Origin of the sequence: Haloferax denitrificans ATCC 35960, from assembly GCF_000337795.1 — an archaeon.
Classification (GTDB): Archaea; Halobacteriota; Halobacteria; order Halobacteriales; family Haloferacaceae; genus Haloferax; species Haloferax denitrificans.
Genome location: NZ_AOLP01000007.1, coordinates 1 through 20,196, shown reverse-complemented (window position 1 = coordinate 20,196; position 20,196 = coordinate 1). Strand labels below are relative to the sequence as shown.

General features: G+C 69.3%; 25 protein-coding genes. 10 read left to right on the top strand and 15 right to left on the bottom strand.

Annotation, left to right across the window (positions count from 1 at the left end):
* Window positions 1–16: 16 nt before the first annotated feature.
* Window positions 17–235: a hypothetical protein gene (locus C438_RS05355; protein WP_004968285.1), complete on the bottom strand. Its 219-nt coding sequence runs from the start codon at window positions 233–235 to the stop codon at window positions 17–19.
* A 138-nt stretch (window positions 236–373) separates the two neighbouring features.
* Here C438_RS05355 and C438_RS05350 point away from each other — a divergent pair, with 138 nt between their 5' ends.
* Window positions 374–982, top strand: coding sequence for a translation initiation factor IF-2 subunit beta (locus C438_RS05350; RefSeq protein WP_004062666.1), 609 nt, complete (start codon window positions 374–376; stop codon window positions 980–982).
* Window positions 983–1,100: 118 nt separating this feature from the next.
* Here the strand turns inward: C438_RS05350 and C438_RS05345 are convergent, their stop codons facing one another.
* Entirely contained in the window at window positions 1,101–1,322 is a 222-nt protein-coding gene (locus C438_RS05345) for a hypothetical protein (protein ID WP_004968284.1), read from the bottom strand.
* Between the two features lie 105 nt (window positions 1,323–1,427).
* Entirely contained in the window at window positions 1,428–2,447 is a 1,020-nt protein-coding gene (locus tag C438_RS05340; RefSeq protein ID WP_004968283.1) for an NAD-dependent epimerase/dehydratase family protein, read from the bottom strand.
* 83 nt (window positions 2,448–2,530) lie between these two features.
* Between C438_RS05340 and C438_RS05335 the strand changes: the two genes are divergently transcribed.
* A complete protein-coding gene (locus tag C438_RS05335; RefSeq protein ID WP_049917768.1) occupies window positions 2,531–3,505 on the top strand; it encodes a helix-hairpin-helix domain-containing protein in 975 nt (324 codons plus the stop codon).
* 129 nt (window positions 3,506–3,634) lie between these two features.
* Entirely contained in the window at window positions 3,635–4,063 is a 429-nt protein-coding gene (locus C438_RS05330; RefSeq protein WP_004968281.1) for a universal stress protein, read from the top strand.
* 38 nt (window positions 4,064–4,101) lie between these two features.
* Here C438_RS05330 and C438_RS05325 read toward each other — a convergent pair whose 3' ends face one another.
* Window positions 4,102–4,380, bottom strand: coding sequence for a hypothetical protein (locus tag C438_RS05325; protein WP_004968280.1), 279 nt, complete (start codon window positions 4,378–4,380; stop codon window positions 4,102–4,104).
* A gap of 250 nt (window positions 4,381–4,630) precedes the next feature.
* Here C438_RS05325 and C438_RS05320 point away from each other — a divergent pair, with 250 nt between their 5' ends.
* The 3 genes from C438_RS05320 (at window position 4,631) to C438_RS05310 (ending at window position 6,283) form a co-directional block, all read left to right on the top strand.
* Window positions 4,631–5,257, top strand: coding sequence for a hypothetical protein (locus C438_RS05320; RefSeq protein WP_004968279.1), 627 nt, complete (start codon window positions 4,631–4,633; stop codon window positions 5,255–5,257).
* Between the two features lie 277 nt (window positions 5,258–5,534).
* A complete protein-coding gene (locus tag C438_RS05315) occupies window positions 5,535–5,834 on the top strand; it encodes a winged helix-turn-helix domain-containing protein (protein ID WP_004968278.1) in 300 nt (99 codons plus the stop codon).
* Entirely contained in the window at window positions 5,831–6,283 is a 453-nt protein-coding gene (locus C438_RS05310; protein WP_004968277.1) for a hypothetical protein, read from the top strand. The genes C438_RS05315 and C438_RS05310 overlap by 4 nt, the downstream gene beginning before the upstream one ends.
* A gap of 54 nt (window positions 6,284–6,337) precedes the next feature.
* Here C438_RS05310 and msrB read toward each other — a convergent pair whose 3' ends face one another.
* The 5 genes from msrB to C438_RS05285 all read right to left on the bottom strand — a co-directional run bounded on the left by msrB (window position 6,338) and on the right by C438_RS05285 (window position 9,532).
* Window positions 6,338–6,739, bottom strand: coding sequence for a peptide-methionine (R)-S-oxide reductase MsrB (gene msrB / locus C438_RS05305; RefSeq protein ID WP_004968276.1), 402 nt, complete (start codon window positions 6,737–6,739; stop codon window positions 6,338–6,340).
* 63 nt (window positions 6,740–6,802) lie between these two features.
* Window positions 6,803–7,222 (bottom strand): hypothetical protein, encoded by a 420-nt coding sequence (locus C438_RS05300; protein ID WP_004968275.1) that lies wholly within the window; start codon window positions 7,220–7,222, stop codon window positions 6,803–6,805.
* Between the two features lie 13 nt (window positions 7,223–7,235).
* The gene (locus tag C438_RS05295) at window positions 7,236–7,940 is read right to left on the bottom strand and encodes an RAD55 family ATPase (protein ID WP_004968274.1); all 705 of its coding nucleotides are present in this window, start codon (window positions 7,938–7,940) and stop codon (window positions 7,236–7,238) included.
* Window positions 7,941–8,027: 87 nt separating this feature from the next.
* Entirely contained in the window at window positions 8,028–8,804 is a 777-nt protein-coding gene (locus C438_RS05290) for an aldo/keto reductase (protein WP_004968273.1), read from the bottom strand.
* Window positions 8,801–9,532, bottom strand: a complete 732-nt coding sequence (locus tag C438_RS05285) for an HAD family hydrolase (RefSeq protein WP_004968272.1) — start codon at window positions 9,530–9,532, stop codon at window positions 8,801–8,803. The genes C438_RS05290 and C438_RS05285 overlap by 4 nt, the downstream gene beginning before the upstream one ends.
* 156 nt (window positions 9,533–9,688) lie before the next feature.
* On the opposite strand from C438_RS05285, the gene C438_RS05280 reads away from it, so the two are divergent.
* On the top strand, window positions 9,689–10,723 hold the full coding sequence (locus C438_RS05280) for an NAD(P)/FAD-dependent oxidoreductase (protein WP_004968271.1): 1,035 nt from the start codon (window positions 9,689–9,691) through the stop codon (window positions 10,721–10,723).
* 63 nt (window positions 10,724–10,786) lie between these two features.
* Here C438_RS05280 and C438_RS05275 read toward each other — a convergent pair whose 3' ends face one another.
* Window positions 10,787–12,532: a Rieske (2Fe-2S) protein gene (locus C438_RS05275; RefSeq protein ID WP_004968270.1), complete on the bottom strand. Its 1,746-nt coding sequence runs from the start codon at window positions 12,530–12,532 to the stop codon at window positions 10,787–10,789.
* A gap of 208 nt (window positions 12,533–12,740) precedes the next feature.
* Between C438_RS05275 and C438_RS05270 the strand changes: the two genes are divergently transcribed.
* Entirely contained in the window at window positions 12,741–13,610 is an 870-nt protein-coding gene (locus C438_RS05270; RefSeq protein WP_004968269.1) for a CehA/McbA family metallohydrolase, read from the top strand.
* Between the two features lie 87 nt (window positions 13,611–13,697).
* On the opposite strand, the gene ahbB is transcribed toward C438_RS05270, so the two are convergent.
* Window positions 13,698–14,741, bottom strand: a complete 1,044-nt coding sequence (gene ahbB / locus C438_RS05265) for a siroheme decarboxylase subunit beta (protein ID WP_004968268.1) — start codon at window positions 14,739–14,741, stop codon at window positions 13,698–13,700.
* A 108-nt stretch (window positions 14,742–14,849) separates the two neighbouring features.
* Here ahbB and C438_RS05260 point away from each other — a divergent pair, with 108 nt between their 5' ends.
* Window positions 14,850–15,932, top strand: coding sequence for an anthranilate phosphoribosyltransferase (locus C438_RS05260; protein WP_004968266.1), 1,083 nt, complete (start codon window positions 14,850–14,852; stop codon window positions 15,930–15,932).
* Between the two features lie 69 nt (window positions 15,933–16,001).
* Here C438_RS05260 and C438_RS05255 read toward each other — a convergent pair whose 3' ends face one another.
* From C438_RS05255 to C438_RS05245, 3 genes are all read right to left on the bottom strand, one after another.
* Window positions 16,002–17,027: a succinylglutamate desuccinylase/aspartoacylase family protein gene (locus tag C438_RS05255; protein ID WP_004968263.1), complete on the bottom strand. Its 1,026-nt coding sequence runs from the start codon at window positions 17,025–17,027 to the stop codon at window positions 16,002–16,004.
* Window positions 17,028–17,118: 91 nt separating this feature from the next.
* Window positions 17,119–17,358 carry a YgaP family membrane protein gene (locus tag C438_RS05250; protein ID WP_004968262.1) on the bottom strand — a complete coding sequence of 80 codons (240 nt, stop codon included), beginning with the start codon at window positions 17,356–17,358 and terminating at the stop codon, window positions 17,119–17,121.
* Window positions 17,359–17,448: 90 nt separating this feature from the next.
* Window positions 17,449–18,426, bottom strand: a complete 978-nt coding sequence (locus C438_RS05245) for a bile acid:sodium symporter family protein (RefSeq protein ID WP_004968260.1) — start codon at window positions 18,424–18,426, stop codon at window positions 17,449–17,451.
* Window positions 18,427–18,636: 210 nt separating this feature from the next.
* Here C438_RS05245 and C438_RS05240 point away from each other — a divergent pair, with 210 nt between their 5' ends.
* Window positions 18,637–19,155, top strand: a complete 519-nt coding sequence (locus C438_RS05240) for a peptidylprolyl isomerase (protein ID WP_004968258.1) — start codon at window positions 18,637–18,639, stop codon at window positions 19,153–19,155.
* A 39-nt stretch (window positions 19,156–19,194) separates the two neighbouring features.
* On the opposite strand, the gene C438_RS05235 is transcribed toward C438_RS05240, so the two are convergent.
* Window positions 19,195–20,196 (bottom strand): hypothetical protein (locus tag C438_RS05235; RefSeq protein WP_004968257.1); only part of this gene is annotated, 1,002 nt, incomplete at its 5' end.

The window sequence follows — 20,196 nt, the reverse complement described above, 5'->3', positions numbered from 1 at the left end:
CGCCGAGTCGCCCGGCTCAGTTCAGCGCGTCGACCTCGTCCGTGAGGTCGGTCGGCTCGTCCACGGGGCCGTTGACGAACAGGCCGTGCGCCATCACGACCGCGGCGAGGGCGCTGAAGGCGACGAGCGTCGTCTGCGGCTCCATCGAGGTGACTCGGCCGACGACGACGCCGGCGATGAGGCTCCCGAGGATGCCGAGGAGCACGAGGTCGTAGTACTGCCACGTGTAGCCCATGGGTCGTCGTTAGAGGGCCAGCGCCGAAGGCGTGGCGCTCGGTTGCGTCGGCGGGGATGCTGAAACGAAGTCGGCGCGTCGGTGCCGCGGCAAAGACGGTCACGGAACGGCTATACGTCGCCAGACACTCGAACCCCTATGGAGTATCAGACTGCGCTCGACCGAGCGCTCAACGTCCTACCGGAACGAAACGTCGAACAGGAACGCCTCACGGTGCCGGACCCGTCCGGCGAGACCGACGGCGCGTTCACCCGCCTCACCAACCTCGGGGAAATCGCGGACGCGCTCTCGCGGACGCCCGCGCACCTCCACAGCGCTATCCAGCGCACCCTCGGGACGAGCGGTCAGCTGGAAGGCGACCGCGCCCGCTACAGCGGGTCGTTCTCCATCAACGACTTCGAGGAGGCCATCGACGGCTACGTCGAGGAGTACGTCATCTGCTCGGAGTGCGGCCTGCCGGACACCCGCCTCGTCACCGAAGACGGCGTCGACATGCTTCGCTGTGAGGCCTGTGGTGCGTTCCGCCCGGTCCAGAAGCGCTCCAGCGTGAGCAACAAGCGCCAGCGCGAGGCCGTCGAAGAGGGTCGCACCTACGAGGTCGAAATCACCGGGACCGGCCGCAAGGGCGACGGCGTCGCCCAGCGCGGGAAGTACACCATCTTCGTGCCCGGCGCACAGGAGGGACAGACCGTCCGCGTCTACATCAAGAACACGAGCGGGTCGCTCGCGTTCGCGCGACTCGCCTGAATCGGTCCCACGGCGGAACACGAGTCGCTCGGCGACCGACTTCCGCGCACAGTCTCATATTCTCTCGCCGCGGGCGTTCTCTTCTCCCACCGCGGGTCGTCTTCCGGCGACCGAACGGTCACTCGTCGCCGTCGTCGTCGGCACCGCCGCACCGACCGCGGAGTCCCACGAGCGCGATGAGGAGGAGCGTCGCTCCCTCGACGCGCGCCGCGGTCGTCACCCACGGCTTCGCCGTCATCTCGCCGCCGTCCTCGTAGGCGAGTCGCGTCATCGCGGCGACCAGTTTGTCCGGAAAGAGCAGTTCCACGAGGCCGAACGCCGCCAGCAGGGCTCGGAGCATGCCCGAATGTCGGGGCGGGACCGACGAAAAACCGCCGACGGTTCCCACATCACGGGAGCGAGCGGCCGCCTCACACTCGCATCGTCGCCGCGACGACCGACGGGGTCACCCGCCAGACTCGAACCCCGCGACGAACGCGTCGGTCGACTCCCGCCACGCGGCCGCGAGGTCGTCCGAGAGCGGGTCGGCGTCCCACGGCTCGACCGCGTCGCGGTCGTCCAGCCACGAAACAACTCTGTGGACGCCTTCTTCGAACCCGACCGTGTAGCGGAATCCGAGGTCGGCCTTCGCCCGGCTGTTGTCGAAGACGGTGCTGTACCGGAAGTGGTCTCGGAGCATCCGCGTCCGGTCGGGCGCGACCGCCCGAAGCACCTCGGTCGGCACGTGGACGAGGTCGGGTTCGGGCGCGTCGAGCGCGGCCGCGACGCGCTCGTGGTACTGGTTCCACGTCATCGTCTCCTCGCTCGTGACGTTGTAGGCGCGGCCGCCGACGCCCGGGCGCTCGACCGCGCCGACGAACGCCCGCGCCACGTCGTCGCGGTGGCACGGCCCCCACAGCGAGGTGCCGTCGCCGTGGACGACGACTGGTTCGCCCTCGCGGATTCGGTCGATGTACGACGAGCCCGTGCCGAGGGTGTGGACGAGCGTCCCGCCCTCACCGTAGGTGTTCCACGGGCGGAGGACGACCACCTCGAACTCGCCGGGGTCGTGCGCGTCGAAGAACGCGTCTTCGGCGGCGATTTTCCCGGCCGCGTAGTCGCTGACCGGCGGGTTCCGCGGGCTCGATTCGGCGACGGGGTTCCGCGGCGGCGGCCGGTGGTACACGTCGATGGTGCTACAGAAGACGTAGCGGTCGGCGACGCCCCGGCAGATTTCGACCGCGTCGCGGGCGGCGTCGGCGTCGAAACACGCCATATCGACGACGACGTCGGGCGTCGCGTCCCGAATCGCCCCGCGAAGCACCGACGGGTCGCCTCGGTCGCCGGCGACTCGCTCGACCGCCGAGGGGAGGTCGTCGTCCGTCTCGCCCCGCTGGAGGCTTGTCACGTCGTGGCCGGCGGCGACGAGCAGTCGAACGATTCCCGTGCCGAGCAGTCCGGTGCCGCCGATGACGAACACGTCCATGCGTGGTTCGCCGCGGCGAGCGGTGATAAACCCCGGACCGCGGAGCGACAACACTCATCCCACTCCAAAGACAATGATTGATGGTGAAGGTATATCTCACGGACGGGACGAGCTTCGAGTGCGGCGGCTACAAGGCGCTCGACTCCGGCGGGGTCGTCCTCACCGCCGACAAGAAGCGCAAGCGCGTCGTCGGCTACGTGCCGGCCGACGCGCTGGTCTACGTCCTCCCCGACGACGTGGAACCGGGGGACTCGCTTGCCGGCGAGGGCGACGGAAACGGAAACGAAGACGGAGACGGAAACGACGATACGGGCGACGCGCCCGACGAGTCAGACGACGAGGCCCGCGGACCCGACGACGCGAACGGCGAGAACGACGCCGACGGGAACGGAGACGCGAACGACGCCGACGAGAGCGAAACCGAAGTCGACGCCGACGAGAGCGAAACCGAAGTCGACGCCGACGAGAGCGAAACCGAAGCCGACGCCGACGAAAGCGGAGACGAGGCCGGAGACGGCGGAGTCGCCGACTCCGACGGCGACGGCTCCGTCCAGACCACCGCCGAAGCCGGGGTCGACCCGGGAGTCACCGGCGTGACCGGCGCCGCCGACGGGGAGACCGAACACACCCACGCCGACCTCGTCGAGCGAATCGGCACAGTCGAAAGCCGAGTGGACGGCCTCGACGGGCGGGTGGACGCGATGACAGAACAGCTCGCGGCGGTCGTCGAAGCGGACCGCGACCCCGAGGACCCGCGGAACATCCGCGGCATCGGCGAGGCGTACGCGACCCGGCTCCGGGCGGCGGGCATCGACACCGTGTCGGCGCTCCGCGAGGCGTCGGACGAGGAACTCGCGGCGGCCGCTGACGTGTCGGCGCGGCGGGTCGCAGACTGGAAGCGACGCGCCGAGCGGTACGCGGAGCGCCCGGCGTCGGACCGCGATGGCGATAGCGAACCCGGGACCGACGCGACCGACACCGAACGCGACGCCGACGCCGATGACGCGGCCGACAGCGACGCCGATGACGCGGCCGACGACGCGACCGGCGTCGAATGAGCCGCCCGTCGCTTCTGTTGTGCGGGTTGGTCCCCCGAGAGCCTCGGCCCGCGTCCCACGCCCCGCGTAGTTCCCACCGTCCGGGAACCGGCGAAGAGAGTGATAGTTTCCCCACCCAACTCCCAGTTGATGTACGACACAATCCTCGTGCCAATCGACGGCAGTGACTCGATGCAACCGGTCATCGAAGACGCCGCGGCGTTCGCGGCCGAACGCGACGCCGCCGTCTCCCTAGTCTACGTCGTCGACGAACGGGCCTTCCTGACGCTCGCCGACGAGCGCGTCGACGAGGTGTACGAGGAACTCAGGTCGCAGGGCGAGGCGGCGCTCGGCGAGGCCGCAGAGACGATGGCCGAGTACGGCGTCGACGCCGCCACCGAACTCCGCCGCGGCGACCCGGCAGAGGAGATTCTCGCCGTCGCCGAGGAGATAGACGCCGCGCTCATCTCGATGGGGACCCACGCCCGGTTCGAGGACAACATCCTCGGAAGCGTCTCGCGGTCGGTCGTCGTCCAGTCGAAGGTCCCCGTGCTCGCCACCCCTATCGAGCGTCGGTAGGTCTCGGTCGTCCGGGGTCGCCCGCCGTTGTGCCCGATTCAGAGTCGGAGGAGCAACAGGAGGACGCCGAAGAACGTCGAGGCGGCGCTGATGAGGAGCAGGCCGCCGCTGAGGACGAGCGTTCCCCCGTCGAACGCCGGGGCTGACCCGCCGCCGGCGATGTCTATCACCGATATGCTCGCCGAGAGGTCGGCGACGGGAGCGACGACGGCGATGCAGAACGTCAGGAGACCGGCGACGACGAGCGCGTACGGCGTGAGCGCGGGTCGCCGCCGTGTTCGGGCCGAGTGACGGTGGACGGGGTAACTACGAGACATACTCTCCTTACGCCGTCACCCTAGTTTGGTACGTGTCGGCTACTCACCACAGACCTCCGTTAGACACGTCCTACCACCCCGATACCGGTGTTCTCGGAGCGCCGCGCGCGCCCCGCGGTCTGCCGCGTCTGGCGGGGGGTTTCCGGCGTAATTTGGGCCTAACTCTGGGCGGATTCACGGTGGACTCGTGTTCGAGTTCGGAAAATCCTCTTTTAGCCGCTGAGCGTCGGATAAGACGGAGGAACAGATTATGACCAGACTCACAACGCTCGGGGTTGCGCTCGTCGTCGCCTCGCTCGTCTTCGCGGGGACGGCGGCCGCCGCCGGCCTCGCAGTCCAGACGCACGCGTCGGACGCCGTCCAAGCGACCGACGGGACCGCCGTCAGAGCTGACGGCGGCTGGCACGGCCCCTTCGCTGGGGCCGCCAACGAAACCCGGTACGCGCCGGGCGACCGCCTGCAAGACCGCTACAACCTGACCGACGAACAGACCGACGAGATTCGGACGCTCGTCGCCGAGATGCGCGCCGACGGCGCGACGACCGACGAGGTTCGGACCGCCGTCCACGAGAAACTCACCGAGTTCGGCGTCGACGAAGCCGGCCTGCTTCCCGACCCGGCGCTCTACGCCACGGAGCGACTCGACCTGACCGATGAACAGGCCGCCGAACTCGAAACGCTCGTCGCCGAGATGCGCGCCGACGGCGCGACGACCGACGAGATTCGAACCGCCGTCCACGAGACGCTCGACGAGTTCGGCGTCGACACGCCGGCGCTCGCCTGTGACGGCGATGGCGTCGGCGACCGCGACCGAGACCGCGACGGTGTCCAAGTCCGCGCGGGCGGCCGCGGCGGCTTCGGGCCGCGCGGTAACTGACGCCCGCGTTCCCCCCGCTGACGACTCCCCCCACGCACACCACTCCCCACGTCGATTCACCCGCGACGACCCACCGAGACCGCCATCGTCGAACCACCCGCCGTGAATCGGCTCACTCCCCCGAACCCCTCACGAAACGCCCCCTGCTAAACACCCCTCACCCACTGAACGCCCCCTCACCCCGCCACGTGCGAATCACCGCGGGCCTCCGCCGGCGCGGACGGGAGGCCCGCCGTTTTAATACGTCCGGATTTGTCGGTTTACCCGGATGCGACGTGTGCTGTGGTGGCTAATCGGCGGATCGCGCGGGGGTCGGAACCGCCTGCGAATCATCCGCGCGCTCGACGACATGCCGATGAACGCCAACCAACTCTCGAACGAACTCGACCTCGACTACAAGACGACACAGCACCACCTGGAACTCCTCGTCGAGAACAACGTGTTGATGACAATGGGCGACAACTACGGAAAGACGTATTTTCTGACCGACCGGATGGAAGCCAACCTCGACGTGCTCGACGAGGTGGCTCGAAAGGCCAACTTGACCGACGTCTCCGCGGGGGGTGACGGCGCGTGAGCGACGCGGCCAACCGAGACCCCCTGCGACGAACCGCCGTCGTCGTGGGCGTCTCGCTCGCCGTCGCGGCGCTCGCGACGTGGTTCACCCCCGAGCTCGTCGCGTGGTTCGCCCCCGACCTGTTCGGCCCGCACAAGCCGGGCGGCCCCGGCGGCCCGCCCATCCCGGACCTGTTCGTCCAGTTGAAACTGTTCGTCTCGACGTACAACCTCGTCGTGCTCGGGTTCCTCGCGGCCACCTACGCGATGCTCTACCGGGAGCTTCCGAACCGCTTTACCCTGAGCCTGCTCCTCTTTACGGCGGCACTGCTCCTGTACGCCCTCACGTCGAACCCGCTGGCGTCGCTCTTCCTCGGGTTCAGGGGGAGCGGGCTGGGTCCGTTCACGTTCCTGCCCGACCTCTTTGCGGCCGTCGCCGTGACGTTCCTCACGTATCAGAGTTCGGCGTGAGGAACGTGTGACTCGTCGGGTCGGCGCTCGTCGGGGCGCCGTCGCCCGCGATTGCTATTCCTCGTCCGCCTCGAAGTCGAGCGCGACCGAGTTGATACAGAAGCGCTTGCCGGTCGGCTCCGGGCCGTCGTCGAAGACGTGGCCGAGGTGGCCGCCGCAGGCCGAACAGACCACTTCGGTGCGGTCCATGCCGTGGCTCAGGTCGCGCCGAAGCTCGATGTTCGAGTCCTCGGCGGCGTAGAAGCTCGGCCACCCGCAGTTGGAGTCGTACTTCGTCTCCGAGTCGAACAGTTCGGTCCCACAGCCGGCACACCGGTAGACGCCGTCGTCGCTCCGGTCGACGTGCTCGCCGGAGAACCGCGGTTCCGTCCCCTGCTCGCGGAGGACGCGGTAGGCGTCTTCCGAAAGTCGCTCGCGCCACTCGGACTCAGAGAGACTGAATTCGCTGTCGCTCATGGGTCGAAAGAGGGCTCGGACGCCCAAAGGCCCGTCGGCTACCCGCGTCGGCGGTGTGGCCGGCTACCCGCGCCGGAGGAACTCCGGGAGTCGAATCCGAGCGAAGTCGTCGCCGCCGCCGCCATCGAGGACGGACGCTCGGCCGACGGCGTCGGGGATGCCCTGTTTGTCCGTCGGCTTCTGCATCGTCACGTCGGCGCGGCCCGTCGTGGCGGGCGTCGTCTCCTCGTCGACGAGCGCCTCCCAGACGTCCTGTTTCGAGTCGTACTCCGACTCGTTGCGGGCGACGCGCTGTTTGCCCTCCTCGAAGGCGAGCTGGAGGACGCTCCGGCCGTAGGCGGTGCCGGCCTGCCGGCGGATGCGCTCGAACTCCCCCCGGTTCGGGTGGCCGAGCGCGCTGGAGACGCCGAGGGCGTACATCCGGCGGATGGCCTCCTCGTCCGATATCGTCTGCCAGTCCGTCCCGTAGACCCGTTCGTACATGGTTATGGATTCCTCAGAGGTCGACCTTCGAACGGGGGTCGACGACCAGCCCGTTGTCGGTGAACTCGATCGAGCGGATGTTGCAGTCGATGTTCGACCCGCGCATCTTGATGACCTGAATGCCGCGTGTCATTCCCGTCGCCTCCAGATAGTTGTGGAAGAACACCACGCCGTGGGCGAGGAAGTGCTCGTCGGAGTACGACGAGGGGTCGGTCATCTCGGAGATGAGAAGCGTCGTGGCGTCGCCCTGCTTGAGCGCCGTCAGAAACCGCGTCATCTCCTCGGAGCCGTTGGCGAAAAACAGCCGGAGCAACATCGTCGAGTCGATGACAAGCCGGTCGACCTGCCGGGAGTTGACGAACGCGACGATTTTGTCGGTGAGGCTCTGGACGCTCGACGAGCCCCCGCTCTGGGAGAACTGGTTGAGGATGTGTTTCCCCTTCGGGCTCACGAGGTTGACGAAGTGAAAGCCCTCGGAGCTGGCGAGCGTCTCGAACCCGAAGTCGAACCCCGACATGTCGTTTATGAGTTCGTCCTCGGTCTCGTGCATGGTGATGTACATGCACTTCTCGCCGTTGCGAAGTCCCTCGGCCATGAACTGCGCCGTGAACGTCGTCTTCCCACTCCCCGGCGGTCCGCTCAGCACGTACAGTCGGCGCGGGAGGAAACCACCCTGGATGAGCTCGTCGAACCCGCTTACCCCACTCGGAATCCGCATGGTCGGACACTCGCCCGCCGTATTATAATCGTTCCGGGACTGGTATCGAAATTGAGATTTTCTCGGCGTCGTCGGGCGCTCGACCCGTTACTCAGGGAACAGTTCGACTTCAGATTCGATACTGTCGATGGTCGCCACGTCGGCCGCGTCGAGTTCCAGCGAGACGGCGTCGAGGTTCGCCCGGAGGTGACGCTCGCTCGACGCCTTCGGAATCGGACACAACCCCTTCGCGGCCAGCCACGCGAGGCTCACCGCCTCGGGCGTCACACCGTGTTTCTCCGCGACCGCGGCGACCTCGTCCACCTCGCGGACGCGGCCCCCCGAAAGCGGCGAGTACGCGACCACGTCGTAGCCGCGTTCCTCGGCGTGGTCGAGGAGTTCTGGGCGCTGGAACAGCGGGTGGAACTCCGTCTGGTGGGCGACGAGCGGCGCGTCGAGCAGGTCGAGCGCCACGTCCAACTCGGCGACCGTGAAGTTGCTGACGCCGACGCCGCGGACGAGGCCGTCGTCGACGAGCTCGTCGAAGGCGGAAAGCGTCGCCTCGGGGTCGTACGTGTCGATGGGGCGGTGGACGTACAGGAGGTCGACGTAGTCGGTCCCCAGTCGGTCGAGGCTCTCGTGGGTCGTCCGGCGCACGTCGGCGGGCGCGAGGCTGTCCGCCCAGACCTTGGTGGCGAGCGTCACGTCCTCGCGGGGCACGTCCGCCGCCGCGAGCGCGTCGCCGACGACCGCCTCGTTCCCGTAAATCTGTGCGGTGTCGACGTGGCGGTAGCCCAGTTCCAGCGCCGTCGTCACGGCGGCGGCCTCGTCGGCCGTGTCGAGGCCCATCGTCCCGAGCCCGATACGGGGGAGCGAAAGGCTCACCGCGTCCGTCCTTCGCCCTCGCGGCCGCCGTCGGCCGCCGGACCCGACGCGGCGGACGCGTCGCCGACGACGGGGACGCCGTCGAGTTCGAGCAGGTCGTCGAGACCGGCGATTTCGTGGGTCGGGTCGGGCGTCGGCGTGTGGTCGGCGCGGTGCCCCCGGCGGATGAACGCGGAGTCGACGCCCGCGGCCTCGGCGGCGGCGATGTCGCTGTCGCTGTCGCCGACGAAAAGCGGCGACTCGACGCCGAGGTCGGCCATGGCGCGTTCGAGGTAGTAGGGTTCGGGCTTCTTGCGGTGGAGGCTCGTCATCGAGGGCTCGCGGCCGTAGGCGGTGCCGAACAGGTCGCCGGCGTCGAGGTGGTCGACGACGAAGTCGATGGTCGCCTGCTGGTTGCTGGAGACGATGCCCATCGGGGCGTCGATGCGGCGGAGCGCGTCGAAGTCGTCGTAGGGGACCTTCTGCCCGTCGGCGATGGCCCGCTTTTGGGCGGCCGACTGGCGTTCGTCGCGGACGCGGAACAGCGTCTCGGGGTCGATGTCGTAGGGGTCGGCGGCGGCGCGCACGTCCTCGGGCGACACGTGGATGACCACCTGCTCGACGTGTTCCGGGTCGGGGTCCGAAACGCCGAGTTCGGCGAAGGCGTCCCACGTCGCGTCGCGGAGGGGCGAAAGCTCGACGAGCGTCGTCAACACGCCGTCGTGGTCGAAGATGACCGAGTCGTACATACCCCGACTCCGGCGGCGCGACGTGAATCGTTTTCGCCTCCGGTCGCGGCCGCGGGCGCGAACACGGTCCCCAATCCCGCCGCGTTGCGAGTCTTTTAGCGCCTCGAAGCCGCAGTTGTAGCCGATGCTGGCTGGACTCACACGCGGGGTGGCGAGATGACTCGCGACGTGTGCATCGTCGGAGCCGGGGCCGCTGGGGCTGGCGCGGCCTACGCGCTCCGCGAGGCGAACGCGGACGTCACGATTCTCGAGAAGAGCCGCGGCGTGTGCGGGCGCGCCGCGACGCGCCGCCGACACGGCTGTCGGTACGACCACGGCGCGAACTACGTGAAAGACTACGACCGCCGCACCGAGCGGCTCGTCCGCGGACTGGGCGCGGACGGGCTGGTCGACGTGGACGAGCCGGTCTGGACGTTCGACGGCGACGGCGTCATCTCCGAGGGCGACGCCCGCGACCAACACAAGTGGACGTGGACCGAGGGCATCACCCAACTGGCCAAGCGCCTGCTCGCGGAGACCGAGGCGACCGTCGAGCGGGAGACGCGCGTCGCCGCAATCGACCACAACCCCGACAGCGGCTACTGGTCCGTCGTCGACGAGGCGGGGACGCGCCACGGCCCGTTCGACTCGGTGCTTCTGACGCCGCCGGCCCCGCAGACGGCCGGGATTCTCACCGAGATGGGCTGGGGCGACCAGTGCATGGTCGCGCTCCGCGAGGCCATCGGGAGCGTCGAGTACCGGACGATTCGGACCGTCGTCCTCCACTACCCCTTCGAGCGAGAGGAGCCGTGGTACGCCCTCGTCAACCCGGACAAGACCCACCCGGTCGGTTGGGTCGCCCGCGAGGAGTGCAAGGAGGGCCACGTCCCCGACGGCGAGAGCCTGCTCGTCGTCCAGCCGAGCCCGGAGTGGTCCGAGGCGCACTACGACGACCCCCTCGACGACGCGGCCGACGAGGTCGCCGGCATGGTCGCCGAACTCCTCGACGACGAGCGCCTGCGCGACCCCGACTGGGTGGACGACCAGGGCTGGCGATACGCGCTCCCCGACGGCGTCGCCGACCGCGAGATACTCCGTCGCGGCGAGTCTCACGGCCTCTACTTCGCGGGCGACTGGACGGTCGGCGAGGGGCGAGTCCACGCCGCGCTCTGGAGCGGCGTCGACGCCGGCGAGCGAATCGCCGAGCAGTAGGCGAAAAGAGCCGATGGCGACGACAATAGCCTCAAGGGTCGATGCGACGACCTCGACGCGGCCTCAGATGTCGGCGTCTTCGCCGTACACCGACTCGCCGCGCTGGAGTCGCGCGGCGATGCCGAACGTCTGTTCTCGCTCCCGGCGCGTCGGCGAGTGCGCCGCGAGGTAGCGCGCGACGCCGACGAGAAGCGTCCGCGCCTCCTCGGGCGGCCGCGTCGCCGCCTGTTCGAACCCCGCTTCGAGCGCCTGATAGGTGTGGAAACCGGCGTCCTCGCGGAGGAGAGCGCCCCCGAGTTCGCGCCGGAGCCTCGCCGGGTCGCCCCCGCCGTCGAGGAACCCCGCGGCCGCCCGGCCGGCGTCGTTCACCCGCCCCTCGGCGTCGAACGCCGCGGACAGCGTTTCGAGTGCCTCCGACGGGTCGGCGTCGGGGTCCGGGTCGGGAAGCGGTGCCGGCGGCGTGTTCAGGAACCGGTCGAGGTAGACGTTGACGGCGGCGTCGAACGCGCCGCGGTAGAGTTCTCTCGCGCCCGTCCGCTCGGCGAGTCGATGGACCGCGTTGGCGTAGGTGAACGTGTGGTGGACCGTGTTCCAGTCGCTGAACTCGTTGGTCGTCGAGAACCTCGCGACCCGCGTGCCGGCGGCGAAGGCGACGACATCGGCGAGTTGGGCGGGCGTCGCGCCGCTTCGAATCGCCTCGGTCAGCGCGTCGACGATGACGTGCGGGTCGTCGCCGAGGAGGGTGTCGAGCAGGTCGTCCGGGGAGGACCACGTCTCGCCCGCGCCGGCGGCGACGTGGTCGTCGAGGTCAGCGAACACGTCGTCGAGCGTGTCCGCGAGGTCGATTGGTCGCCGCCACTCGGCTGACTCCTCGGCCCGGTCGGCGCGGGCGAGTCCGCGGACGAGGCTCGGGAGGACCTCGTCGGCGCGGTCCCAGCCCACGTGGTCGAGCGCCTCGCAGGCCTTGTTGACGAAGTCGAGGACGTGCCCCGTGTCGAGGTAGCGGTGGTCGGTGGCCGCGGCGGCGACCATGCCGGCGAGTTCGGCGTCGTCGTGGCCGGCCGCGATTGCGGTCCGGAGGACGCGCTCCGCGCCGTCGGGGTCGCGAACCTCGACGTTCTCGCGGAACCACGACCGCAGGCGGTCGAAGTCGGTGTCGGTCGCGCCGAGGGCGTCCTGTTCGAACTGCGGCGGTTCGCCGGAGGCGTCGCCCGCGACGTGGACGAGCCCCTGATAGAGCGCCCGCTTTCGGTCGTCGGGGTCGAGGTCGGGGAGGACGTTCGCCATCGCGGTCAGGATGGTGAGCCCCGACCCCCAGCCGTCGCGCCGGTAGCGACAGCCGAACCGGACGCCGGTCGAAAGCGGCTCCGTCGGCTCGACGCCGGCGTCGAGGAGGCCGATGACGGACTTCGCGACGACCAGCCGGAGGTTCTGTTCGAGGCCGTCTTCCAGCCGGTTCGACCAGCGGACCGCCGGTGGTTCGTCCGAGTCGGGGTTCGGGTCGACGTAGACCGTCCCGTCGCGCACCTCCACGGGGTAGGTCCGCACGTCGTCGGCCCACGGGTCGAACGTGTCGCCGCAGGAGAGTTCGAACCGGGCGTGGTGCCAGTGGCAAGTCAGCACGCCCTCGTCCACGGAGCCGCGGACGAGCGGGAAACCCATGTGCGGGCAAGCGTTGTCGACGGCCCTGACGGAGCCCTCGTGGTCGAAGAGGGCGATAGAGCGCCCGTCCAGCGCGACCAGTTCGCGGCCCGACTCGCGGAGGTCCGCGAGGTCGACGGCGGGGCGAAAGCGGTCTTCGGATGCCATGTGCACACGTTCGACACGATAATTCCTAAAGATTCGCTGAAACGAATTTACGTCCGCGACGTGATGTATTCCCATATCTTCCGTAGCTGAGGCCTATCGAGGCCGGTTCCGGTGGAATTCGGGACGCCACCGACTCCCCCGACCGCTGTGCTTCGAGCTAGCACGATTCGGGCGTGTCTTTTTCCTCACCGAAGCCTAACGAAGAGTCGTGTCCGCGCTGACCGTCCGTATCGACCCCCACGTGCACTCGGAAGGCTCGTACGACGCGCACGACCCGGTGGAGCTCATCTTGGAGCAGGCCGCCGAAATCGGGTTGGACGCCGTCGTCATCACCGACCACGACGTCATCGACGAGTCGCTCCGAGCGGCGCAACTCGCACCGATGTACGGCCTCGTCGGCATCCCCGGCGTGGAAGTCTCGACGGCGGACGGCCACCTTCTCGCGCTCGGCGTGGAGGAGCTTCCCCCGCGGCGTCGCCCGCTGGACGAGACGGCCCGCTGGGTGCGCGAGCGCGGCGGCGTCGCCATCGTCCCGCACCCGTTCCAGCGGAGCCGACACGGCATCGGTCGCCGTCGGCTCGGCCGGTATCACGACGCCGCGGGCGGCGACGCCTTCGACGCCATCGAGACGTACAACTCGTGGCTCTTTACGGGCTACAAGAACCGCCGCGCCCGCCGGTTCGCGGCGAAGCGCCAGTACCCCGGCGTCGCCGGGAGCGACGCCCACAAGGTCGGGTACGTCGGCCGCGCCTACACGGAAATCGACATCCCCGACGTGTCCCGCGCCTCCCTCACCGCCGACGACATCTTGGACGCCGTCCGCAACGGTTCGACCGAGGTGCAGGGTCGCCGGACGCCGATTCCGACGAGCACGAAACACTACGCCGGCGCGGCCGGCCGGAAGTCCGCGTACTACGCCAAGCGCGGGGCGCTCGGGAGCGCGCTCCTCGCCAAGAAGGGCGCGTTCAAGTCCGGCTACTACGCGAAACTCGGCGCGCTCAAAAGCGGGTCGCTGGCGAAGACCGGCGTCGCGCAGGCCGCGCGGATGCTCTACCGGATGTCGCCGCTCTCGCGGTAGCGACTCGGTGTGAGCTGTGACGCGGACGGCGGCGCAGGCGTCGAAAACGAGTGCTGTTCTGTTCGGTCGGGTTTGGTCCGTTCCCTCTCAGTCGTCCGACCCCACGAGTTCCTCGTACTGCGCGCCGGTCTGCTTGAGTTTCGCCGTCGAGTAGAGTCGCTCGTGGTCAAAGGGCAGGTGGTCGGCGGCGAGTTCGTCTATCTTCTCGTCGACGGCGTCGGCGTCCCGGCCGTGAATCATGGTAAAGAGGTTGTACTCCCAGCCCTGCTCGGGGCGGCGCGGCCGGTGGTAACAGAGCGTGACGTACGGGAGGCTCCCGACGGCCTCGCCGCGGGCGTCGAGTTCGTCGTCGGGGACGTTCCAGACGACCATGCAGTTGTTCCGAAAGCCCGTGACGATGTGGTTGACGACACAGCCGATGCGCTTGATACAGCCGTCGGCGAGCAGGCGCTCGACGGCGACGAGCACGTCGTCGACCTCGGCGTCGATGGCGTCGGCCACGTCCCGGTAGGGCGTCTTCGACAGCGGGAAGCCGCCCTGAATCTCCACGAGCAAGCGGGCTTCGAGCGCCGAGAGGTCGCCGGTCGCGTCCTCGGAGATGCGGGTGGCGCTCACGTCGGTCGCGCCGAGGCTCTCGCGGGCGAAGCGGTCGTCGTTGACGATGGGGAACTCGAGGTCGATGTAGTAGTCGGTGAGCATCGGGAGGTTCAGCACCTCACAGCCGGTGCGCTCCTCGATTTCGGCGAGGATGCGGTCGCGCGTCTCGCGGGAGCCGGCGGTGACGACGAACCACATGTTCCACTCGTGGGCGCGGCGGTAGTTGTGGTTCACCTGCCGGTAGCCGTTGATGAGTTCGGCGACCTCGTCGAAGCGCTCCTCGGGCGCGGCGACGGCCGCGAGGGTCGAACTCCCGATGACGGGCGGGTTGAGAACCGGGCCGAACCGCCGGAAGATGCCGTCTTCGCGGAGCCGACGGACGCGGTCGAGGGCGTCGTCCTCGTCGATGCCTAACGCCTCGGCGACGACGCGGAACGGCCGTTGCTCGACCGGGAAGCCACTCTGGTAGCCGTCGATAAGCGCCGCATCGACCTCGTCGATGCCGTCCCGCCAATCATCCGACAACGCGCTCATTACCCGGCGTTAGGAGTCGGGAAGCCTATCGCTTTCGGACGGCGGCGTCGATCCCGGGCGACGGGACCGAACGGGACGTTTTTTGACCGCTCGCGCGAACACAGAGGCATGTCAGTAGTCGAAAGCGAGTTCGGGGAATGGCCGCTGAAGCGTCTGATGACGGAAGTCGTCGGCACGGGCACGAAGTCCGCCGAGGACATGAGCCGCGAGCAAGCGTCCGAGGCGATGCGCCGCATCCTCGCCGGCGAACCGGACCACACGACGCTCGGCGCGTTCTGGCTCGCCAACCGCTGGAAGCACAACAACGCGGAGGAACTCGCCGCCTACGCCGACGTGATGGCCGAACACGTCGAGTACGCCGAACCCGACGCCGACCCCGTCGACTGCGGCGCGAACTACGACGGCAAGGGCAAGACCGCCATCCTCGGCGTCGCCGCCGGCGTCGTCGCCGCCGCGGCCGGCACGCCCGTCGTCGTCCACTCCGGCGACCGCGTCCCGACGCAGAAACAGGACGCCTACAAGCACGTCCTCGACGAACTCGGCGTCCGCACGGAACTCGACCCCGAGGAGTCCGCCGACATGGTCGACGACACCGGCTTCGGCTTCTACTACCAGCCGCGGTTTAACCCCGCCATCCACGCCCTCTGGGAGCGCCGCGACAACATGGGCGTCCGAACGTTCGTCAACACCATCGAGACCATCGCCAACCCCGCGAACGCCTCGGTCCACCTCGGGTCGTTCTACCACCTCGCGTTCGCCAAGAAGATGGTCAACACCTTCGAAGAGAGCGAGCACCACGACCTCGACCGCGTGCTCATGTTCCAGGGGATGGAGGGCTACGACGACATCCGCCCCGGCTACACGAAGGTCGCCGAGTGGACCGCCGGCGACGACGGCGAGGCCACCTTCGACGACTTCGACATCGAGACCGCCGAGTACGGCATGGACTTCGAGTACGACGACCTCGGCGTCGACGAGGACGACGTGGCCGGCGACTCCGCCGAAATCACGGAGGCTGTGCTCGCCGGCGACCGCGAGGACCGCTTCGCCGACGCCGTCGCCCTCAACGCGGCGCTCCGCATCTACGCCCGCGAAGACGCGGAAACCATCGACGAGGGGCTCGACATGGCCCGCGAGACCATCGCCTCCGGCGACGCGGAAGCCGTGCTCGAAGACCTGCGCGACTTCTGAACTCGCGGCCGACTCGAACGCGCTCGCTTCGACGCGTCGGTCTCGCTAGTTCGACCGACCCGCTTTTCTCTAGATGTCGAGGTCGCCGTCGGCCTCGTCGAAGGGGTCGCCGCCTTCGGTGTCGCCCTCGCCGTCGTCCAGCGGGAGCGCGATGCCGACGAGCGTCTCGCCGCCCGTGACGGTCGCCTCGCGGGCGATGGAGTAGACGATGCCCGCGCGCTCGGCTTCGACCTCCTGGAGCACCTCGTAGGTGGTCGGGTCGTACACCCAGCCGAGGTGGTCGCCGGGGCGGACCTCGCGGGCGAGTTCGACGTCCTCGCGGGCGACGAACAGGCCCGAGGCGGCGGCCTGCACGCGGCCGAGGTGGTTGCGGTAGGTGCGGCCGTCCCACGGCTCGACCGCGCCCGAGAGGATGCCCATGTCGCGGCAGACGTTGAGGAGGCCCTCGACGCCGGCGACGATGGCCGGCTCGACGAGCTGTTTGTTGTGGGCGAGTTCGGGCGTGATAGAGGGGATGCCCGCGTTCGTGGCCGCGACGCGGAGCTTGCCGTCGAAGCTCCGTTCGGTCCACTCGTCGTCGGCGTCCTCCCCGGCGGCCTCCGCGAGGAGGATGTCGACGCCGAACGCCCGCGCGAGGTCGCGGGACGACTCGTCGCCCCGGAGGTAGACGGTGTGAGTGAGCATGTCCGGGCTCCCGGTGTGGAGGTCGACGATGGCGTCGGCGTCGCTGATGTACTCCCAGAGCTTCGCGGCCATGCGCTGGTGGAGCGAGCCGCCGGCGTCGCCCGGCCAGACGCGGTTCATGTTGGAGTTGACGGAGTCGAGCGCCTCGGGCGTGACGTAGGAGACGCGGTCGAACGTCAGCGGGTCGGCGACGGGGACGGCGACGACCCGCCCCGAGAGCTCCGCGCGTTCGAGGCGGCCGTGCAGTCGGCGGAGCACTTCGGTGCCGTTGATTTCCCGGCCGTGCTGGGCGGCCTGCACGTAGAGCGTCGGGCCGTCGGTCCCGTCTTTTGGTTCGTAGGTGTGAACGGTCGTCTGTACCGGGACGCCGGAGGGGAGGCGGGTGAGCGTCACGGTCTCCGCGGTGTGCATATCCGACGCATCGCGGTGGGGTGTCTTGTAGTTAGGGGAGCGAGAAAAGCAGACGGCGCGGGGCGCGGCGGGGTGCGGCGGGGTGCGACCGTCAGTTCCGGTCGTCCGACGTGTCGATGCCGAACGGCAGATACAGCGGACACGTCCGGCGGAACCCGGTCGCGAGCAGGACGACGCCGACGGCGGCGACGAACGCGGCTCCGAGCGCCGCGGGAACCGGCCCGAGTCCGAGCGAGAACAGCCCCGCGTAGCTTCCGACCCCGCCGATGACGAACAGCGCACCGAGCGCGAGGCGAACAGTCCGGTCGAGCGTGCCGACGTTTCGTACCATGCAGTAGTGCTTATCTCTCGCAATACATTAACGTGGCGTCGGTTCCCAGCCGGCGAGTCGAAAAATCGCGTCGCGTGTCTTTCGGCCGACTCAGTCGTCTGCGGGCGCGCCACCCGACGAGTCGCTCGCGGTCCGGGAGAAGTAACTGGCGAGGAGCGGGCCGGTGATGTTGTGCCAGACGCTGAACAGCGCGGGCGGCAGGGCGGCGGCGGGCGAGAAGAACGACAGCGCGAGGGCCGCCGCGAGCCCGCTGTTCTGGAGGCCCACCTCGAACGTCGTCGTCCGGACGCGGTCTTCGGACATCCCGGCGAGGCGGCCGGTGCCGTAGCCGGTGCCGAGGCCGATGGCGTTGTGGAGGACGACGGCTCCGATGGCGGCCGCGCCCGCGCCGAGGATGGTGTCGACGTTGAGGCCGACGACGGCCGCGACGATGGCGACGATGCTCAGGACCGAGACGAGCGGGAACACGTCGAGGCCGACCTCGGCGACCTCGGGGGCGTTGCGGTCGAGCAGGAGGCGGAGCGCGAAGCCGAGCACGACCGGGATGAAGACGATTTGCAGGATGTTGACGAACAGGTCCATGAAGCCGACCTGAAGCTGTTCGCCGGCGAGCGCGACGACCCACGCGGGCATGACGAGCGGCGCGGCCAGCGTGGTGACGGTCGTGATGGCGACCGACAGCGCCACGTCGCCTTTCCCGAGGTAGGCCATGACGTTCGAGGCGGTGCCGCCGGGGGCCGCGCCGACGAGGATGACGCCGACGGCGAGTTCCGGCGGGAGAGACAGGACGACCGTGAGCGCGTAGGCGGCGGTCGGCATGATGAGCCACTGGGCGAGCGCGCCGATGGCCACGTCTCGCGGGCGCTCCGCGAGTCGGCGGAAGTCCACGGGCTGGAGCGTCAGTCCCATCCCGAGCATGATGAGCCCGAGGAGCGGCGAGATGTACGGTGCAATCCACGTGAACAGGTCCGGTTGCGCCAACGCGGCGGCCGACGCGAGGAGCACGAGGCCGACGAAGTAGGTGTTGGCGAGTTCCGACAGGCGTTCGAGAGTCGAGCGGACGTTCATTCCGACCGCCCTCCGTCGAATTGTGATGTCATCTCACACCACTCGGTCGCGGGGGAGAGAAACGTCTGTCGGTGTGACAGTCAGGAGAGCCGAACGGGACACCCGAGCCGAGCGCGGTCATGTCACCGACGGTGAACCAGCGGGTCGTGTCAGCCCCGCGACCGGCCCCGAGGCGGCACGGTTTTCACTCGCCCGCCCGACGGGTCGAGTATGAGCGACAACCCAACGGCCACGCTCCACACGAACAAGGGCGACATCACGGTCGAACTCTTCGAGGACAAGGTCCCGAACACGGTCGAGAACTTCATCGGCCTCGCGACGGGCGAGAAGACGTGGGTCCACCCCGAGACGGACGAGACGATGGAGGGCGAACCCCTCTACGAGGACATCCTCTTTCACCGCATCATCTCGGAGTTCATGATTCAGGGCGGCGACCCGACGGGAACCGGCCGCGGCGGCCCCGGCTACACCTTCGACGACGAGTTCCACTCGGACCTCAGCCACGACGGTCCCGGCGTGCTCTCGATGGCGAACCGCGGCCCCAACACGAACGGCTCGCAGTTCTTCATCACCCTCGACGCCCAGCCCCACCTCGACGGCAAACACGCCGTCTTCGGGAAGGTCACGGACGGCATGGACGTCGTCGAGGACATCGGCTCGGTCCCGACCGACCGCGAGGACAAGCCGGTGTCCGACGTGGTCCTCGAATCGGTCGACGTCGAGCAGTAAGCGCCGCGAACACCGAGACGCGACCGAGCGCGCCGGACGCTACCCGCTCGGGCTCGCCGCGGGGGCGACAGTCCGGCCGCCGTTCGACCCGCCGGCGCGGTCGAGCCACGCCGGTCGCGTGACCGTCGTCTCGCCGACCGCGTCGTACGCGAACCAGACCTCGACGCCGAGGCCGTCGCGGGTCTCGTAGGTGACGCGCATCGAGCGGACGAACCCGTCTTCTTCGACGATTGCTTCGACCCGATAGTCGCGCGACCGCGGGAAGTCGGTGCCGCGGCCCTCGATTCGATACAGCGCCATCTCGTTTTCGACGCTCGCGTTCGTCGCGTTCCCCACGCGCGTCACGCTCGTCTCGTCGGTCGAGAGATACCAGTCGACGTAGCGGGCGGCGCGCGAGGCCTGCCGCCCCGGCCCGTCGCGCACGTCGGAGTCGAGGACGCGGGCGGCGACGCCGTCCGGCTCGGCGGGGCGGCGGGCGTAGCGCGTGGTCCCGTCGGCGTAGGCGTCCTCGGAGGCGGTCGGGCGCGGGAACGCCCGGAGTCGGCCGGTTCGATCCACCTCGGAGACGTAGACGTTCGGGGCCTCGACGAGGACGACCTCGACCTCGCGGCCCGTCTCGTCGCCGGCGATTGACTCGCGGTAGCCGAGCGTCCAGCGGTACGACCGAGTCGACGCGGCCCGGCGGTGGGCCGCCGCGAGGCGCGTCGCGTTCTCGACGCCCGCGGTGGTCACGCCGGGGGCGACCGCCCGCGGTTCGGGCGTCGGCGTCGGCTCTGCGGTCGTCGTCGCGGCCGGCGTCGGAACCGGTGACTGTTGTCCGCCGAGCGCCGGCCCGAACGGCACGCCGGCCGGGCCGGCGGTCACGACGACCGCCGCGACGAGAAGGGCGACGAAGACAAGCGGCGCGACCGGAAGCGACGAGAGCGAGCGAGAGAGCGGAGCGACGACTGCGCCGCCCGCATCGTCCGCACCCCTCGCGCCGACGCCGCCGTCGACCGGGAAGTCGGCGAGGCGGATGCCGAAGTGGTCGGCGACGAGGTC

Excerpts from the sequence above, each read along its gene's own strand:
- C438_RS05240 (WP_004968258.1), top strand. The coding sequence starts at position 18,637 with ATGAGCGACAACCCAACGGCCACGCTCCACACGAACAAGGGCGACATC.
- C438_RS05280 (WP_004968271.1), top strand. The coding sequence starts at position 9,689 with ATGACTCGCGACGTGTGCATCGTCGGAGCCGGGGCCGCTGGGGCTGGC.
- C438_RS05260 (WP_004968266.1), top strand. The coding sequence starts at position 14,850 with ATGTCAGTAGTCGAAAGCGAGTTCGGGGAATGGCCGCTGAAGCGTCTG.
- C438_RS05320 (WP_004968279.1), top strand. The coding sequence starts at position 4,631 with ATGACCAGACTCACAACGCTCGGGGTTGCGCTCGTCGTCGCCTCGCTC.
- C438_RS05255 (WP_004968263.1), bottom strand. The coding sequence starts at position 17,027 with ATGCACACCGCGGAGACCGTGACGCTCACCCGCCTCCCCTCCGGCGTC.
- C438_RS05345 (WP_004968284.1), bottom strand. The coding sequence starts at position 1,322 with ATGCTCCGAGCCCTGCTGGCGGCGTTCGGCCTCGTGGAACTGCTCTTT.
- C438_RS05340 (WP_004968283.1), bottom strand. The coding sequence starts at position 2,447 with ATGGACGTGTTCGTCATCGGCGGCACCGGACTGCTCGGCACGGGAATC.
- ahbB (WP_004968268.1), bottom strand. The coding sequence starts at position 14,741 with ATGAGCGCGTTGTCGGATGATTGGCGGGACGGCATCGACGAGGTCGAT.
- C438_RS05330 (WP_004968281.1), top strand. The coding sequence starts at position 3,635 with ATGTACGACACAATCCTCGTGCCAATCGACGGCAGTGACTCGATGCAA.
- C438_RS05250 (WP_004968262.1), bottom strand. The coding sequence starts at position 17,358 with ATGGTACGAAACGTCGGCACGCTCGACCGGACTGTTCGCCTCGCGCTC.
- C438_RS05245 (WP_004968260.1), bottom strand. The coding sequence starts at position 18,426 with ATGAACGTCCGCTCGACTCTCGAACGCCTGTCGGAACTCGCCAACACC.
- msrB (WP_004968276.1), bottom strand. The coding sequence starts at position 6,739 with ATGAGCGACAGCGAATTCAGTCTCTCTGAGTCCGAGTGGCGCGAGCGA.
- C438_RS05275 (WP_004968270.1), bottom strand. The coding sequence starts at position 12,532 with ATGGCATCCGAAGACCGCTTTCGCCCCGCCGTCGACCTCGCGGACCTC.
- C438_RS05325 (WP_004968280.1), bottom strand. The coding sequence starts at position 4,380 with ATGTCTCGTAGTTACCCCGTCCACCGTCACTCGGCCCGAACACGGCGG.
- C438_RS05355 (WP_004968285.1), bottom strand. The coding sequence starts at position 235 with ATGGGCTACACGTGGCAGTACTACGACCTCGTGCTCCTCGGCATCCTC.
- C438_RS05300 (WP_004968275.1), bottom strand. The coding sequence starts at position 7,222 with ATGTACGAACGGGTCTACGGGACGGACTGGCAGACGATATCGGACGAG.
- C438_RS05285 (WP_004968272.1), bottom strand. The coding sequence starts at position 9,532 with ATGTACGACTCGGTCATCTTCGACCACGACGGCGTGTTGACGACGCTC.
- C438_RS05350 (WP_004062666.1), top strand. The coding sequence starts at position 374 with ATGGAGTATCAGACTGCGCTCGACCGAGCGCTCAACGTCCTACCGGAA.
- C438_RS05295 (WP_004968274.1), bottom strand. The coding sequence starts at position 7,940 with ATGCGGATTCCGAGTGGGGTAAGCGGGTTCGACGAGCTCATCCAGGGT.